The sequence below is a fragment of the Novipirellula galeiformis genome (genome assembly GCF_007860095.1).
GTDB classification, from domain to species: domain Bacteria; phylum Planctomycetota; class Planctomycetia; order Pirellulales; family Pirellulaceae; genus Novipirellula; species Novipirellula galeiformis.
This window is the reverse complement of sequence record NZ_SJPT01000004.1, coordinates 97507-114062: the sequence shown is the minus strand read 5'-3', so window position 1 is coordinate 114062 and position 16556 is coordinate 97507. Positions and strand designations below refer to the sequence as shown.

Below are 16556 nucleotides of genomic sequence, written 5' to 3'. Positions count from 1 at the left end.
GCAGCCGAATCGAGGCATGAAAAACGATACTTCTAGCCAACGCATTATACCCCATGTCGACGAAAATCACGGAGGCCGAAAACGCCTTGAACAAGAAACCAGCCCCCCGCGGTCAAGCGGCCTTGAACCAAGCCGAGGCTCAAACGAAGTCATCGTCCATGACCAAGATAGCTGTACCGGACGACGTCGTCAGGGGTGTCGATCATGACGGCGGCGAGAGGCTGCCAAATGGGGATCGTGTATCAGAGGCGAATTGGGAAACACTCTGCAAAAAGTTCGCCGAGCGTGGTGAAACGAAGTCGGCAAAAAAGGTGTTCGGCCCCGCCGCGGTGGCTGGAACCGTCTATCGATGGGGGCTCGCCACGTCGATCGAAACTGCGGTCGATCCGGTGCGCCAAGGGCTGAGCCAAATGGCGTGTGACCAACCGCCTCGGCGTCGCGGTTCGACTCGCCCGGTCGATTGGGTTGCGGCCACGGCGGAAATGATTGTCCAACTTGATCATGGGGATCGGTCCGTGATCTCGTGCCACGATGCGATCCTTTGGGCTGGCGCGATGCCCATGCTGAGTCAACATCTTGAGCCCGCACTTTGGTGGGAGTTGCTCGGATCGTTGCAACAGTTCCGCGAAGGGGTGCTCCAGACGCACCGGCCCGATTCGCCCGCCCATTTGATCGTCGGCGCGGAGCTTGGTTTGACGCTCGCCTGGAGACTAGCCGATTTGCCGTCGTGCAAACGGGCTCAAAAATCGGCCATCGATGCGCTCGCGCTGTGGTGTGATCACGAGGATGAAGCGATCCCCGCGGTGTTGGCCAAACCCGCCGCGACGCGACTGGTCCTCGGTTCGCTACTCCGTTGTCAAGAACTATTGAAAGCGACTACGAAGAAGACCTTTTTGAAGTCGTGGACGTCCATTGGCGACCAATTGGCCACTTGGGTCGCCGCGATGACGACGCATCACGGTACGTCTGCGTTCAGCCCGCTGACGCGTAAAGAGGTCAAAGACGATCGGGGCCAAGGCGGCTTGCTCGAGTATGCCATGGCGTTTGATCCCGAGACCCTTCGCCCGGCGACTGAAGCCGCACTCGGGCTCAGTCATAGCGGTGGACGGTTGGCTTGGGAGGTTTGTTTGCCTGATGCATTTCATCACTGCGAAGATGCCAAGCTTGCGATCATGCTGCCCGAATGGGATGTGCGTCGTGGGCGTACTCACCTGAGTTACCGTGGCGAACATAACGAGCTCGAGATCTATGCGGGGCGAACGCGAGTGGTATCGGGGACCGTGCAAACGTCGATCGAGATCGACGGAGTCGACCAACAACCCTCGGGCGATTGGTCGCTGGTTTGCGAGTACACCGATGACGACGTGCACTTCATTGAAATCGAGCAACCGTGGACAGGCGGCGTTGTGCTGCAGCGGCAGCTGATGTTGATTCGGGACGATCGTTGTTTGATGATGGCCGATGGGGTGCTGCCGTGTCAGGACTCGGAATCGGATGCCGCAACTCCGCTAAAGTCGATCCGCTACTCGACTCGGATTCCGGTCGCTGCGGGCATCTCGGCCGAGCTCGAAAATGAGACTCGCGAACTGTTTTTGAGTGACGGCCAGCCTCGCGCGTTGGTGATGCCTTTGTCGGCATCGGAATGGCGTATTGGTCCGACGACGACGAAGCTTTCGGCAAGCGAAGATGACCACTTGGTCTGGACGGCTCAGGGCAATGGGGCGCTCTACATGCCACTTTGGTTTGATTTGCAACAGCGGCGATTCCGGCGCAAGCGGACGTGGCGACAATTGACGGTCGGCGACGAGCGTCGCTTGTGCGATCGGCATGAAGCGGTGGGATTCCGCGTCCAGGTCGGGTCCGAACAGTGGATGATTTATCGTTCGCTCGGCCAACGCCGCTGCCGAACGGTTCTAGGCAAGCATTTGATCGCAGATTTCTTTGCCGCACGCTTTGACACCGGCGAGGGAGACTACGACGAATTGGTAACGGTGGACGATAGCGAGGCGAACGATGATTGAGGACCAAATGCGTACGCGTCTGGCGGAAAATTGGAAATCGGTTGTCGATGACGTGCAAGCCGCAACGACGGCTGCGAAGCGGCCGTCCGACTCGGTCCAAATCATTGGCGTTAGCAAGTACGTTGACGCGGAAACGACTCTCGCCCTGGTCGAGGCGGGATGCCATCAGCTCGGAGAAAACCGTCCGCAAGTGCTGTGGAAAAAGGCGGCCGAAGTGGAGTTTCCCGATCAGGTCCAATGGCACTTGATTGGCCATCTGCAACGCAACAAGCTGCGGCGATCGATGCCATTTCGGCCGTGGATTCACTCGGTCGACAGTGAACGATTGCTCCATGCGATTGTCGAAGAAGCAAGCGTTCTCAAGCAGCCGACTGAGGTGTTGTTAGAGGTAAATATCAGCGGCGAGCCCGATAAGACGGGTTTGATGCCCGAGGCGATCGAGCCGATCCTAGAGCGTCACCTTGCCGAGCCAGGCAATGACGTTGTCAAAGTGCGGGGGTTGATGGCGATGGCCGGTTGGGGCACGGATTCCGAGTCGGCCCGCCGCCAATTCGCCGAGACGCGCCAACTTCGTGACGAATTGCAACTTCACACCGGTGTGGCACTGCCTGAGTTGTCGATGGGGATGAGCGGCGATTTTGCTGTCGCGATCGCCGAAGGGGCGACCATGGTACGGATCGGGTCCCGATTATTCGAAGGGGTGCTAAACGCCTAGTCAGGCGTCTTGCCTAACCCGATGCGTTAACGAGAGACCGAATCAAGCTTGATATTCGTTCGCTTGTCCTTCGGGTTAAAAAACGCGACTACAAATCGTCCGCATCGGCTGATGATTTTGATCCGTACATCATTCGCGAGTCGCTGAGGGCAGCTCTGAGCCATGATGTGGGATCCGAGTTGTTGCTACGTTCGCCCGACAGTGGTCCACCATCGGGCGACGATCGCTACATCAAAAGGAGCACGCTCTAGGGCATTTCTCCGATCAACTTTCCATCGGCGAGGTTCCAAATTAGCAGGTGGCCGTTTTGGCCGCTCGCTAACACCTTGCCGCCATCGGGCGTGACCCGTGTGGTATACAGAAAGTCGTTCGGCGCCTTGAAGGTTCGCACAACGCCTCCATTGCTGGTCTTCACCAAACGGACTTCCCCGTGGGATCCGGCTGCAGCGACTTGATCGGTCGCTTGGACAAAATCCAGGGCCGAGATCTCTTTCGGAAAGCCGCCAACGGTACGCGTTGATTGGCCGGTTTCAGAATCCCAGGCCTTGATCGTTTGGTCGGCGCTGGCCGAGACGATGTTGCTGCCATTCTGTTGCCATGCAACCGCCAACACGTGGTGAGTGTGGCCTTCGAGGGTACGGATTTGGGTCTGGGTGGCGATGTCCAACAAACGAATGGTCTTGTCAGCCGATGCCGAAGCGAGCATCGTGCCATCGGGTGAAAAGTCGAGTCCGAGTACCGTATCGCTATGGATCGAGCCGAAGTCGCGAAGCAGTTCACCGGTTTCAACGGCAAAGATTTTGATTTCGCCGGAGCGACTTGGTGCCCCGCCTCCCACTGCTAACGTCAATCCGTCGCGGCGAAAGTCGAGTGCCGTCACTCGGTCGGCAAACGTATCGGAGTCCATCGCACCAATCGTGCGTTCAAGTTGCCATGTGAATGCCGTCGACACGATGGTTGCGGTGGATCGCTGTGAAAAACCAACGAGTTGATCGGCAATGATGGCCACATGGTCATGCCCGATCCCTTGGCGGGATCCCAGCGGGGTTCCGGTGCCCGCACTGTACCAGCGAAGTGAACCATCGCGATGAGCGGTGGCGACGTTGTCGCCATGAAAGTCTACGTCGATCACACCGTTGCTGGCTGCGTTGCTGTGCCCAAGTTCCGCGGCGGCGATCTTGGTAAGGACTTCGCCGTGTCGCGTTTCAGAGGCGACAATCGCTTGATGCTTGGGAATGCTCGCAGCAGCGAATTGCTGTGCACTGGTGGCCGATGCGAGCGCTTGTTGGCGATTAGCGAGGTCGCTCTCACTTTTTGTCTTGGCTGCTTCGGTATCGGTGACCGCTTTGTTTTGCGCCACTAAATCCTTGGTGGATTTTTCGCTCAACGCCTTCGCATCGACCGCTTTTTTCATCGCGGCGTCCAATTCGGCTTGCAGCTTGGTGACTTGAGCTTCCGTGGCCGTTTTTTCAGCTTGCTTCGCTGCGATCTCCTTGGCCACCAAATCCAATTTTGCTTTCGCATCCTGCAGTTGCTTGGTCGCAGCGGCGATCAAGGCTTCGGCTGCTTTCACGTCCTCCTTCCCGGTTTCCGGAGTCGTTTCCACGTTGGCTTTCGCGGGCTCGCTCTCGCCCTCTTTAGCTTCAGCGGCTTTGGCTTCTGCGGCTTTGGCTTCTGCGGCTTTGGCTTCTGCGGCTTTGGCTTCAGCGGCTTTGGCTTCAGCGGCTTTGGCTTCTGCGGCTTTAGCTTCTGCGGCTTTAGCTTCTGCCGCTTTAGCTTCTGCCGCTTTTTTCGTCGCGGCGTCTACTTCGGCTTGGGCCTTGGCGACTTCGGCGTCGGCGGTCACCTTCGCTGCTTGTTGTTCGGCGAGTTGTTTTGCCACTAACTCGACTTTTGCTTTGGCTTCCTGCAATTGCTTGGTGACGGTAGCGATCAAGGGTTCAGCGGCCGCGGCGTCTTCGTTGGCCTTTTTTAGGGTCGCTTGGGTCGTGGCCACAAGTGCCACAGCATCCGCGTGCTTCTTGGTTGCGGCCGCCAACGCTTCGGTGGCTTCGTTCTTCGCCTGGGTGACTTTGGCGAGCGCCTCGTTTTCGGTCTTCAGCAACGCTTCAAGCGTCGCCGTTTTTGCGTTCAATGCCGCGACGATTGCGTTTTGCCGGACGACATCCTGGTCCGCTTGGTTTAGACGCAATTGCTGTTTGCGGGTGCCCTGCATCGTGATCAAGGCTTTGCCATCGGCTAGATTCCAGCTTCGCGTCTTGCCGTCGCGTCCTGCTGTGGCGAGTTGCGTGTCGTCCAAGGATACGGCCAATGCCTCGACTACCGCACCATGATCGATTTTGCGGACGACGGTGTTTGCTTTGGGATCGACCAAGAGGACTCCGGCTGATTCGCTGGCAATTGCAATCAAGGTCGGCGTGGCCGCAATCGCGGTGGCGTCGGCAATCGCGCCGACCGATTCGTGGACGGGAGTGATCTTCCAGACCGATTCGGTGGCGGCGCATTGATAAGCGCGAACCTGCTTCGCAGATGTCAATGTCACCAAGGTCGATGCGTCGCGAGCGATCGCCATCTCTGCGATCGACGTGTCCGTTTGTAACTCGCAAACGATGGCGCCGGTTGTGCCGTTCCAGACGGCGAGGTGTCCGTCTTGTCGCGCCACGAACAATCGCTCGTCTTCGCCTGCGGTGTTGGCCCAACCGAGCGAAGTGACCAATCCAGCGGGGCTCGTCAGGGTGTGTTGTTTCTGTGGGGCGTTTAAGTCCCAGATCTCGACGTCACCAATCGCATTGACGAAAGCGGCTCGAGTTTGATCCTGCGAGATCGCGATCGGTCCGCTCGCGTTTGCCAACGGAGAGGGAGGCTGTGAAACGGGTGCAGGGGTGCGTTTCCAAATGCGGACCGTACGGAAACCTCCTGTCGCGATACGGTCTCCGTCGGGCGAGAAGGCAATCGATTGGATCAGGTCGACGTCGGCGATTCCGCCATCGACCGCGAGATCGGCCAGCGAGGGGTCGGATAATCGAGCCACCTCGGTGGTCGATTGCAGGTCGACGATTAGGACACGGTTGGCACGTGCGACGGCGGCGATGCGATTGTCAGGGGACACATCCATCGCATACGTCGCGCGAATCGAAGCGGGAATCGGTTGCCAGACGATTTTTTCGCTGGCGCTCGCATCCGTGCCTGTGGCTCCTTGCTCGATCCACAAACGAAGCAAGGCAAGCTCTTCAGCGGTCAATGGCGATGCACCGACGGAATTGTCGGGCGGTGGCATGATCGGATCTTCTTCGCCGCTGGCCCGCGTCCACAACGAACTCGACTCGAGGTCCTTTGGCGTCGCCCCCGGCCCGCTGTCGCCTCCGGCATGGATCGACGCTAACGTTTCGAGCACGAGGCCGCCTTCCGCTTCCTGTTGGTGGTGGCACGCCAAACAGTTGCGTTTCAGGATCGGCATCACCTGAGTGGCGAAGTCGACCGGTTTGACCGGCGATTCCTCGGCCAACGATGTCGAAGTGATCGCCAGCGAGAGGATTGCAAACGAGAGCACAGAGGAAGGTCGGATCATGGCACAACGACTCGAAACGTCACTAGATTGGTGGGGATAAAGACGGTCAATGTTTGTTCAGCCGCAGCCTTTTTCGCAGCTTCCACTCGCTTATCGGCCTCCACGATGGCGGCCTTGATGGCATCGAGATTTGCCGCTTGGGTGGGATCATCGTGAAGCGATTGGAGCTGAGCGCGAGCTTCTTCGGCCTGGGCCAGCGATTGCGGGTTGGGCCGAACCTTTATTTTAGTTTCTGCCATTAGCGAGAGCGAGTAAATTCCGGCGGGCGTCTTCGCGCTCGTTTGGATCGTGCAGGTGGCCTCGGATTGGTCGGCTGGAACGGTCACCTCCGCGATCGTCACACCGGGGGGCAAGGAGATTGGCCGCAAGACGCAGGCGTCGTTGCCCCCTTCGCGACGCGTCAATTGGATTCCGACTGACAGCGCCTCAGCGACTTTGACGTCTGCCACGCTAGCGTCGCCCAATCGCATCGTTAGCGGCGAAACGTCTTCCTCAGAAACCGCCACGACGACCTCGGATGTGATCCGCGAACGGATCGAATCGCGTCCGCCGCCGCGAGCGAGCTGTAACGTGGTGGCAACGGCGGTTTCCGTGATGGTTTTGTCGACGTTGTGACCTACCACGCGAATCGACGTGACACCGCCGGCGGCATCCTCAGCGGCTGATAACGTTAAGTCCGCTTGAGTTTGATTCGCAGCAATCGTGACCGGTTCACAATGCACGCCGGCGGGCAAGTTTTCCGCCGAGACTTCGATGGATCCGGTCCATCCATCACGCCGAAGCGCAAACACGCGGATGTGCTCTGCTCCGCCACGAAACAACTTCGAACCATGAGGTTTGGATTGGTTGTTGTCTTTATGCGGATAGACACGGTAAGCCACCAAGGTGAATCCCGGATTGGGCTTACCAACGCGAAGCACAAACCACTGGTCCTCACGCAGGGAGGTTCCGATATCTAAATCTTGAACCGTCAATCGATACGTTGCGGTGGCGGGCGCGGTGAAGACCATCGAGGGGTCCTTGGTACGCAGCGATACCACTCCATCGGTTTCAACTTGGCTATCGTCGACTCGCGTGACGGGGTGATACGTGACCGCACCTGCTTCGTCACGGGAAATCCGATCGACGATGATCCGCGCATCGGTCGGTTGGCCTAAGCGGTCTGAAATGACGTCGATCGCAATCGATTCGGATTCGGTGACTTCGAATTCGAAGGTGTTGACTTCGTTGGCCGAGGCGAACCACCATGTCGCTTGATGCGGTAGGTCGATGCGTTGCGGCATGTCGGTGTCGGTCCGCCCCGGTTGGGGATCGGAAACGACGTTCAGTGCGGTGGCGGCGTGAGGAAATGCGAACGCGGCATGGGCTTGATGTTCGGGGTTGGCCAATTCGGGGGTCGATTGAACCGACAATTGGTAAGCGTACGGGGGACCCGAGCGATAAAGGAATTCACGGACCGCGAGCACGTATTGCCCGGCCGGTTGATCGGTGATGACCATCTCGGGATCAAACCCGTCGGCTCCCCGTGCCGACGCGACGACTTTCCCTGCGGAGTTGTAAAGTTTGCATTGCCCAATCATCGGCGAGTCACTGGTTTGTGATCGGTAACAAATCGTGGTCGATGGGGCAGCGATTTCGACAGCGTAATAATGGATCGCGTTTGCCAACGACGTCGCATGCACCCAGGTGTCCCGAGGCAGGGGAGTGGGGACGCTGCGATCGTGGCTGATCGTCGCGTTACCGATCGGCAGTGACGTGACCCAAAAGGTGCGAGGATTCGAGACACCATGCCTGCCAACGGCGCGGACCTCGTACCGTCCCGGCGAAACATCCGCAGCGACCGTGACGTGGAAGTTTCCGTATTTTGGGGTCGGCTCAAGCAGCGGCGCAGGAGTGGCTGGCTCGACCGATTGGATCGTGGCCGTGATCCCAGGGTGAGAAAACCAAAGTTGGTCCACTTCGTCCATGTTCTCGCCGGCGACCGACACGCTAGCCTTTTGCCCGATGGTCGCAAGTGGCGGATCGATGGTGCGCAATTCAATCGCCAGGAACTGGGCCTGAGCGATCGAGGCCATGCATAGCCAAGCGAGACTAAGTCGAACGATGAAGGAAGGCATTGAGGTGGGGGAGGGGCAGAGGGAGAGGGGGAAAGAAGCTCGTGGCTAGTGGTTGAACAAAAACTCTTTGGAATTGACTAACGACCAAAGGATGTCTTCGAAGGCTTCTCGGCGATTTTCTTTGCTGCTCAAGTAGCCAAGCATGGCTTTCCGTTCCGTATCGGTTGCTTCGCGACTGAACGCGAGCGTGTATAGCTGCTGCAATTTTGCTTCATCCGTCAGATCACCATCGACGGCTAGTTTGGCGGCCCGGGCCGCATCGTTCCCCAGTTTTTCTTGGATTTCGTCCGAGTTGATCAGGTGCAGACTCTGAGCCAAGTTGGCCTCTTGGGAACGTTCGCACTCACATGCGGTCACAGAGTCGGGGATGCCAAACACACTAAGGAAATACGAATCGAACTCGGTATCGGGCAGCGCCACCGCCCTGGTTCCCGCGGGCATTCCGGCGAACTTGGTTTGGTTACCTGAGACATCGTCAATCGCGTCTAACAACACTTCGGCCTGCAGTCGTTTGGGATAATAACGCGAGTAACTGCGTCGATCACCAAGATTGCCTGCGGCCGGCTCGCTACTGAGCCCATAGGTTTTCGACAACACGATCAGACGAATCAGAGCGCGTAGATCAAAGTGGGACTCCACAAACGATGCCGCCATCGCATCGAGCAGTTCCGGGTTGGAGGGAGGGTTGGTGATCCGCATGTCGTCTTCGGGCTCGACCAAACCGCGACCCATGAAATGTTTCCAATAACGGTTCACCAACGCGCGGGCAAAAAAGGGATTCGCCGGATCGGTCATCCATTGAGCCAAATGGACTCGAGCATCTTCGCTTGGATCGATGGCAGCGGATTCTGCGTCGAGTCCCGCGGCGGTCAGCGGTTGGCCGGTTTTGGGGTGAGGTGACGTAGCGGCGCCGACCTCCGCAATGAAATCAGGCTCCAACGGCTCGCTGCCCGCCTTCTTGGTGACGGTGGCAAAGAAGGCGGAGAGTTGAGCGTAATCCGCTTGGCTCCACTTTTCGTAGGGGTGATGGTGACAGTGAGCACAGGCGACACGTTGCGCCAAAAAAAGTTGTGCGGCGTCTTCGACGCGACTGCTCTTGTCGGGCACTTGTTGGAACCAAACGACCGGAGGATGGTTCGCGACGCTCCCGGACGCGGTCACGATCTCACGAACAAATTGGTCATACGGTTTGTTTTCGGCAATGCTGTCGCGGATCCATTGATGGAACGCGATCGTGGCGAATTCCAGGTTGCCACCTTGGCGTTTGTTGCGCAGAATCGCGTTCCATTTACTGGCAAAATAATCGGCATGATCCTCGCTGGCCAGCAATTGGTCGACGAGCACCTCACGCTTATTCGCACTTTGGTCGCTGTTGAACTGAGAGCTTTCCTCAGGCGTTGGTAAACGGCCTGCGATGTCGAGCGTTGCTCGTCGCAAAAAGGTCGCGTCGTCGCAGGTTTCCGAGGCGGGAATCCCCAGCGATTGAAGCTTGGCAAAGACGTGAACGTCGACGACGTTGGCTGGCTGCGGTGTCAACGACTCCGGCGACGACTCGATCGTTTGAGGGATATCCGCACGGAACACCGTGACGTGCCCTTGGTAGCGAGCCATCACGGCGACATCACCCACGTGCTTGTTCAAGGTCACTTTGCCTTTGGCATCGACCTCGGCCATCTCGGTATCGTTGGCCTCGTAGAGGGCCGCGCGTGTTACATCTTCTCGCGCGCCATCAGAATAGACGGCGACGACGGACAATTGTTGACTGGCCCCTGGGGCCAACCGTCGATGAGCGGGCAGCACTTCGATCGACACGACCGAGGGTTCCTTTCCGTCACCAAAGTTCGTTCCTTGGGCGATCCAGCGGCGCATCACGCGATACTCGTGACTGTCCGCCTCGAGACGTTGTCCGCCGCCGTGGGGTGAGGCGTTGATCGCTTTGAGCAACAGCAAGCTTTGGTCGGGGATTGCGGGTGAAATTCGACGTCCTCGGGACTCGCCAATCAAGTGCTCGTAATCTTCACGCGGCTCAAAACCCAACAAAGACAACTTGAACCCATTTTGGCCCGCCGCCTTGCCATGGCATCCGCCGCCGTTGCAGCCGAGCTTGGTGAAGATCGGAACCACTTGCCCCGGAAAGCTAACCGCTTGATCTTCGCTCATTCCGCTGACCGTGAATGTCGCGTTGGAGGTCGCGCCCGAGGCATGTTTGGCGGTCAGGGTGGCTTGTCCATCGGCGATGGGAATCACGAACCCATCACGATCCACACTGAAAATTCCGGCCGGTTCTACGGAGTAGACGACGTCGCCGGTCACATCTTCATCGGTGCGATGAACTTCACCGGCATGGTGTCGTGAGACGACCAATTGGATCCGTGCATCACGCCCAAGCAGCGTGCGATCGGCCTCCGCATTCTCGATGCTCAGCGATTCACCCGCAAAGGAGCGAGGCAGGAAGGTGAGGATGCCAAACGCGATAATAAGCCCCGCGGTGGCGCGAGATCGCGTCGCCCCGCGATCCGAATCGGCGGTGGAGGAGTTCCGCCGGCACGCTGGATCAATTCGTAGGATCGTCATTAGATCAGCTCACCTATCGGCTCGTGGTCGACTAAGAACTGGGGACGCCCGGTGGGGTCGATTAAGGTTGTCGATGCGGTATCGAGCCCGAGATTATGGTACATCGTGGCGACAATCTCTTGCATATGAATGGGGCGTTCGCTCGGTTCTTCACCCAAGCGATTGGTCGCTCCGATCACTTGTCCGGTCCGCATCCCGCCGCCGACTAAGAATGCGGAATTGACGCGAGGCCAATGATCACGCCCCGCGTTGGCATTGATTTTGGGCGTGCGTCCAAACTCGCCCCATACCGCGACGGTGACATCGTCGAGCATTCCTCGCACCGCGAGATCTTCGATCAGAGCACTGAGGCATTGGTCGAGTTTGGGGCCATGGTCGCGGACCAAATCGAAGTTGGCACTGTGGGCGTCCCAGCGTCCGTAGCTCAAACTCACCACCCTCGCGCCCGCTTCGACCAAACGTCGCGCGATTAACAATTGGTCGTTGACGGTAGGAGAACCATCGTATTGGTATTGATACGGTTTGCCGTCACCGTATCGCTCGACAAGCTTGGGGTCCTCTTTTGACAAATCGAGTGCATCGACCAACTTGCTACTGGTCAGTACATCGAGCGCTCGTTGACCGAAGGCGTCCATCCCTTCCATCGCTCCGGTGACATCGATGTCGCGCCGCAGGGTATCGATTTCACCGAGCAATTTTCGTCGGTCGGCGAGTCGGTCCAAGGTGATCCCACCAAGCGTCATGTTTTTCATGCCCGGCCCGTCGGGTTTAAACGGCGCGTACGCCGCGCCAAGGAATCCGGAGGAACCCGAATCCGACCAAGGCACGTGACGGGTCCGAGCGGCGAGCCCAATGTTTGGAGGAACGGATGCATCCACGGGACCTAACAATTTAGAGACCGCCGCGCCCACGGCCGGACGTCCGCCGATGCTCTTCAAATCATTGTGGTTCCAACCGGTCATGCATTGGAACGCGTCGTGACCGCCGCTACACCCGACCACGCTGCGCAGGATTGCCGCCTTGTCCATCATGCCAGCGAGTTTGGGAAATACCTCGCAAATTTCGATCCCCGAGACATTCGTCTTGATCGCCTTGAAGTCGCCTCGCACCTCGCTGGGGGCGTCGCTCTTGATGTCCCACATGTCTTGGTGCGGGGCGCCGCCAGCGAGGAAAATATTGATCACCGCTTTATGCGAATGAGATTTTCCAGCAGCCGCCTCGGCTCGCATCAGGTCGGCCAGCGTCAAACTGCTGCCCCCCATCGCGAACGCGCCGACTTTTAAGAAGCCACGCCGAGACACGCCATCGCAAAATGCGGCGGAGCGATCCTGACTTTGCTTGCCCACTTTCGCGGAGCCATATTTCGGGCCAAGTATTGACAACATCATGAGCCAATCGACCTGCGGTAGGATGGAGGAAGGCAACCACGGTTGTAGGAAACCGCGATGGTAATGGGAGGCGAGAGTCCCATTCTATCCGAGCAAGGGGAGAGAAAGCAACTCAATTGTGGGGGGGGGGGGCCAGAGGGCAGCAAACGCTGGCCTTATTCGCTGGGCCGTAGGGCCAGCGGACTTGCCAAATCGGACTCGCTTTCGGGACGCATCGGGAAGGATAGGCGTGGAAGATGTGGAAGATCTTGTGAATACGGTTGATTCGTCACCACGATCCCGCGGGCAACGCGGACATCCGCCGTAGGGATGCGCTGCACCACCTGCGGTCATCCGTCAAAGCGATTCTTGTTACCCCCGCTTCGGTGTTACGCCCCTTCGGACGTGCCTTCGTTTTGGCCCGTCTTATCTGATGTCCCGATGTTTGCGGCCTGATGTTGGCGGCCTGATGTTGGCGTTATGAAAGTTTTGTTTGCGTTATGACAGTTTCTGCGGGGGGCGGTACGCACGGCCGCCGGCGAGTCTTGGCTGACGCCTTCGGTTTCCAGCGTATTTGTGGACAATCAACCGGTATGAAACGTTCATGGACTTGGTTGGGCAGGAGATTGGTTGGGGAAGGGGAAGCTCGTCCGTGCCCAATCGATCGGATTGAAACATCGCCCCGTTTCAGTGAATTGCAGCTCCGAGGGAGTGAAGTCGGCAATCTCAAGCGATTCGTTAAGTAACACGCCGACGCCGTTGTGCCATGAAGCGGGCCCGATCGGCGAAGCGACGGGGCACTCAGCGCTGCCGACGAAGCGAACGCTCCGCAGCGGACGAAGGAAAACCGATTCAAACGAGTGAAACAGGCGTTAAGTGCAGTGAAAACGCTGCTCCAAGCGAGCGTTTACTACATTCACCGGAGGCTGCGTTTGCGTATTTCGTGCTGATTTTAGTGGCCTGTATTTGTTTCCAACGCGGTACTTCGGGGGGAAACCGTTGGGGCGTGATTGGCAACCCTAACGGCCATCCCCCTGAACACTAAGTGGACTTCGCAGCAGATCTCGCGTACCATAGTGCTAAGCAGGTGGGAGCGAGAGGGTGGCCCTGCTCTGTCTCCACACACTTCTTCTCGTTCATTCGTTTTCAATCGCATGCGATGCGTGAGCGACGTTCAAATGCAATCAACCAAATGCAATCGACGTCGTGACTCTCTACAAAGCGTTTCTTGGTTGCACGGTTAGGCGAGCTCGGATGCTCATTCATTTTTGAGCCACGTTGCTCGTCAAACGAAAAGTAGCGAGAAATATGAGCGAGAATAAATCGACCACCTCCGCGGCTCAAGCCAATGGCAATATTTGCCCAATGTGTGGCAAACGAGCCTATTCCAAGGGTGGTATCCATCCCCAATGCGCCGTGTTGCAAGCCGACGCGGCACGCACCGAGGAGTTGAAGGCGCAGCGAAAATTGGATGCGGAAACGCCCAAAGAGTCATCGTGGTCCAAAAAGAAGTGCCCAAAGTGTGCTAACGAGTCGCATGTTCGCAAGAAAGTTTGCGATTGTGGACACGCCTTCTTTTAATCGGGCTCGAATTTCATTTAGCCGGGGCTGGAGTCGGGGGGGAGGAATTCTCTCAAAAAGGCACCCGCCTGAGATTGGTAGCCTGAGATCGGCTGAAATGCTCGATACTTGTTCGCCCCCGTTGTCGCGGGTAACATTCTCCGCATGAACGAAGACAATCTGAAGAAACGTCGCCTTGCCTTGCGCAACCTAGTGGTGATGGCGTTTGCGGATGGATCGCTTGGCGAACGCGAAGTGAATCTCGTCGCCGACCGCTGCGCCGACCTCGGACTTAACGAACTCGACCTGCAACAGGCGGTCGAATTCGGACTTCGTGACGAGGCGGTGCTGGAACTGCCCAGCGACAAGGAGCAACGTGGTGAGTTGTTGGCGGATTTGATCCGCATGATGGCTGCCGATGGGATTTTGGACGAATCGGAAAAACGGTTGTTCGCGCTGACCGCAGTGAGGATGGAGTTGACCGACAAAGAGGTCGACGAAATCATCAGCCGTACGCTCGAGAATCACCGTAATCCCAAGCATCCGTAATCCAAAGCATCCATCGTAGAGCAGTCTAAATCTGTGGCTCGCATTCTCATTACCTCAGGCCCGACGCGGCAATACCTTGACCCGGTTCGCTATCTGACCAATGCGTCCAGTGGTCGGATGGGGGCGGCGCTGGCCGCTGCCGCAATCCACGCCGGTCACGAGGTGGTCATCGTCTCGGGACCGGTCAGTGTCGCGTATCCCGCTGCGGCGACAGTGATCCCCGTGATCACGACCGACGAAATGCTGGTCGCGGCGGTAAACGCATTCGAAGATTGCGATGGAGCCATCGGTGCGGCTGCGCCGTGTGACTACATGCCCCATTTGGTGCTGTCGCAGAAAATGGCCAAGACCGGCGAACCACTGAAGCTGGAATTGATCGAAACCGCCGACGTCGTCGCGACGTTGGGGCAAACCAAACGCCGCGATCAATGGGTCGTCGGATTCGCATTAGAAACCGAAGATCGTCGCTTTCGCGCCACCGTGAAGCTGGAAACCAAGCACTGCGATCTGATGGTGAGCAATGGCCCCCAGGCGATCGATTCCAATCAAAACGACGTGGAATTGCTCGACGCCAAAGGCAACGTAATCGCTGAGATCCATGGCGAGAAAGAGTACGTTGCTAAAGAATTAATCCGACACATCGGTGAACACGTGACGTGTCGAACGTGAATGAAGTTTAACCCCTCCTTTGCCAGACGCGAGGCTGAGGATGGAGTCTCGAATAACGAATTAGCAATGACCGATTTATCTACCACTCTGGGCCGTTTGACCCTGAAAAACCCCATTATGGTTGCTTCAGGAACGTTCGGCTACGCGCGCGAGATGGAAGGCATCGTCGATATTCCTCGACTCGGTGCCGTCCTGCCAAAAACGATCACCGCCGAACCGCGAATCGGCAACGCGCCGTGGCGAACGGTCGAGACCTCTGCCGGATTGCTCAATGCAATCGGCTTGGATAACGACGGTGTCGATGCGTTTCTCGAAAATCATCTCCCCTATCTGAGAACGCTCGAAACTGCGGTCGTTGTTAGTGTGGCCGGACGGACGCAGGACGAGTTTGTGTCGCTCGCCGAACGCATCGGAAACGAAGCGGGGGTCGCCGCTGTCGAATTGAATTTGTCCTGCCCGAATGTCAGTGGCGGAATCGATTTTGGAACCGACGCGAACTCCTGTCGCAACGTCGTCGAAGCGGCACGGCGATCATGCAAGGTGCCGATTTTGGCGAAGTTGACGCCCAACGTCACTCGCATTGCCGACATCGCCCAGGCCGCTTCCGATGGCGGCGCCGACGCGGTTTGTTTGATCAATACCGTGCTCGGGATGGCCATCGATTGGCGGCGCCGCAAACCGATGCTCGGTAATGGCATGGGCGGGTTGAGTGGGCCTGCGATTAAACCGATCGCGCTGCGATGTGTTCACCAAGTTGCCTCCGCAGTGAATATTCCCATCATCGGGATTGGCGGGATTGCGACGATCGACGACGTGATGCAATTTTTAGTGGCGGGCGCCAGCGCCATTCAAATCGGCACGGCAAACTACTATGACCCGACCGTTTCAACCCGCTTGGTCGACCAATTGCCCGCCGCCCTGAGCGAGCTTGGAGCCACCGGCGTCGCCGAAATCGTGGGAACACTGGGCAAGTGACCCAATTGGGATCCAGCGGATCCCTCCATCGCACGGGGAACGAAGGTTGGGGTGCAACGCGTTAGGGTTGCATCCGTGTCCCCGAGAGGAACGGCTTGCCCAGCGAGGAGGATGTATCCCCCACTCCATGTGGCCGTGCGATTTCCCCCGAGACATGACGATTTACGGTGGTGGCAGGTCCGGTCCCCCCGTGAACAAGGTCTGGCAAGATTCGCCCGTGAATGTTGTGATGTCTTGACTACCACATCGAATATGACGGTTAAAACTTCTCGAAAAGCGTTGTTATCGTCATTTAGGGGTGGTTTGAACCGAAAACTTCAATGCAAGCATTGCCTCAGGACGACGTTCGCTATCCTAGAGGGATGTTTCGAGTATGCTCGAAATACTTGTTTGTAATAACTCGACCCTCATTCGCTAGATGTTTCCATTCGAGGGATGATC

11 protein-coding genes are annotated in these 16556 nt (G+C 57.7%); 7 read left to right on the top strand and 4 right to left on the bottom strand.

The genetic code is table 11. The features are described 5' to 3' along the window. Positions 1-53 precede the first annotated feature (53 nt). Both Pla52o_RS11375 and Pla52o_RS11370 read left to right on the top strand, forming a co-directional pair. Positions 54-2021, top strand: a complete 1968-nt coding sequence (locus tag Pla52o_RS11375) for a hypothetical protein (protein ID WP_146594753.1) — start codon at positions 54-56, stop codon at positions 2019-2021. 7 nt (positions 2022-2028) lie between these two features. After that, complete coding sequence (locus tag Pla52o_RS11370) at positions 2029-2736, top strand: YggS family pyridoxal phosphate-dependent enzyme (protein WP_231612266.1); 708 nt, start codon at positions 2029-2031, stop codon at positions 2734-2736. A gap of 247 nt (positions 2737-2983) precedes the next feature. On the opposite strand, the gene Pla52o_RS11365 is transcribed toward Pla52o_RS11370, so the two are convergent. Genes Pla52o_RS11365 through Pla52o_RS11350 form a run of 4 tightly spaced genes read right to left on the bottom strand, consistent with a single transcriptional unit; the run spans position 2984 to position 12383 of the window. Next, positions 2984-6304, bottom strand: coding sequence for a WD40 domain-containing protein (locus tag Pla52o_RS11365; protein ID WP_146594751.1), 3321 nt, complete (start codon positions 6302-6304; stop codon positions 2984-2986). Then, positions 6301-8421: a hypothetical protein gene (locus Pla52o_RS11360; protein ID WP_146594750.1), complete on the bottom strand. Its 2121-nt coding sequence runs from the start codon at positions 8419-8421 to the stop codon at positions 6301-6303. Before Pla52o_RS11360 ends, Pla52o_RS11365 begins: the two co-directional genes overlap by 4 nt. Before the next feature lie 45 nt (positions 8422-8466). Further along, positions 8467-10995: a DUF1553 domain-containing protein gene (locus Pla52o_RS11355; RefSeq protein WP_146594749.1), complete on the bottom strand. Its 2529-nt coding sequence runs from the start codon at positions 10993-10995 to the stop codon at positions 8467-8469. Then, the gene (locus Pla52o_RS11350; RefSeq protein ID WP_231612265.1) at positions 10995-12383 is read right to left on the bottom strand and encodes a DUF1501 domain-containing protein; all 1389 of its coding nucleotides are present in this window, start codon (positions 12381-12383) and stop codon (positions 10995-10997) included. The genes Pla52o_RS11355 and Pla52o_RS11350 overlap by 1 nt, the downstream gene beginning before the upstream one ends. 669 nt (positions 12384-13052) lie before the next feature. Between Pla52o_RS11350 and Pla52o_RS26870 the strand changes: the two genes are divergently transcribed. The 5 genes from Pla52o_RS26870 to Pla52o_RS11330 all read left to right on the top strand — a co-directional run bounded on the left by Pla52o_RS26870 (position 13053) and on the right by Pla52o_RS11330 (position 16115). Further along, positions 13053-13226 carry a hypothetical protein gene (locus Pla52o_RS26870; protein ID WP_197169182.1) on the top strand — a complete coding sequence of 58 codons (174 nt, stop codon included), beginning with the start codon at positions 13053-13055 and terminating at the stop codon, positions 13224-13226. A 444-nt stretch (positions 13227-13670) separates the two neighbouring features. Beyond that, positions 13671-13943 carry a hypothetical protein gene (locus Pla52o_RS11345; RefSeq protein WP_146594748.1) on the top strand — a complete coding sequence of 91 codons (273 nt, stop codon included), beginning with the start codon at positions 13671-13673 and terminating at the stop codon, positions 13941-13943. 144 nt (positions 13944-14087) lie between these two features. Beyond that, entirely contained in the window at positions 14088-14471 is a 384-nt protein-coding gene (locus tag Pla52o_RS11340) for a tellurite resistance TerB family protein (protein WP_146594747.1), read from the top strand. A 33-nt stretch (positions 14472-14504) separates the two neighbouring features. Continuing rightward, the gene (locus tag Pla52o_RS11335) at positions 14505-15140 is read left to right on the top strand and encodes a phosphopantothenoylcysteine decarboxylase domain-containing protein (protein WP_146594746.1); all 636 of its coding nucleotides are present in this window, start codon (positions 14505-14507) and stop codon (positions 15138-15140) included. 66 nt (positions 15141-15206) lie between these two features. After that, complete coding sequence (locus Pla52o_RS11330) at positions 15207-16115, top strand: dihydroorotate dehydrogenase (RefSeq protein WP_146594745.1); 909 nt, start codon at positions 15207-15209, stop codon at positions 16113-16115. Positions 16116-16556: the final 441 nt, after the last annotated feature.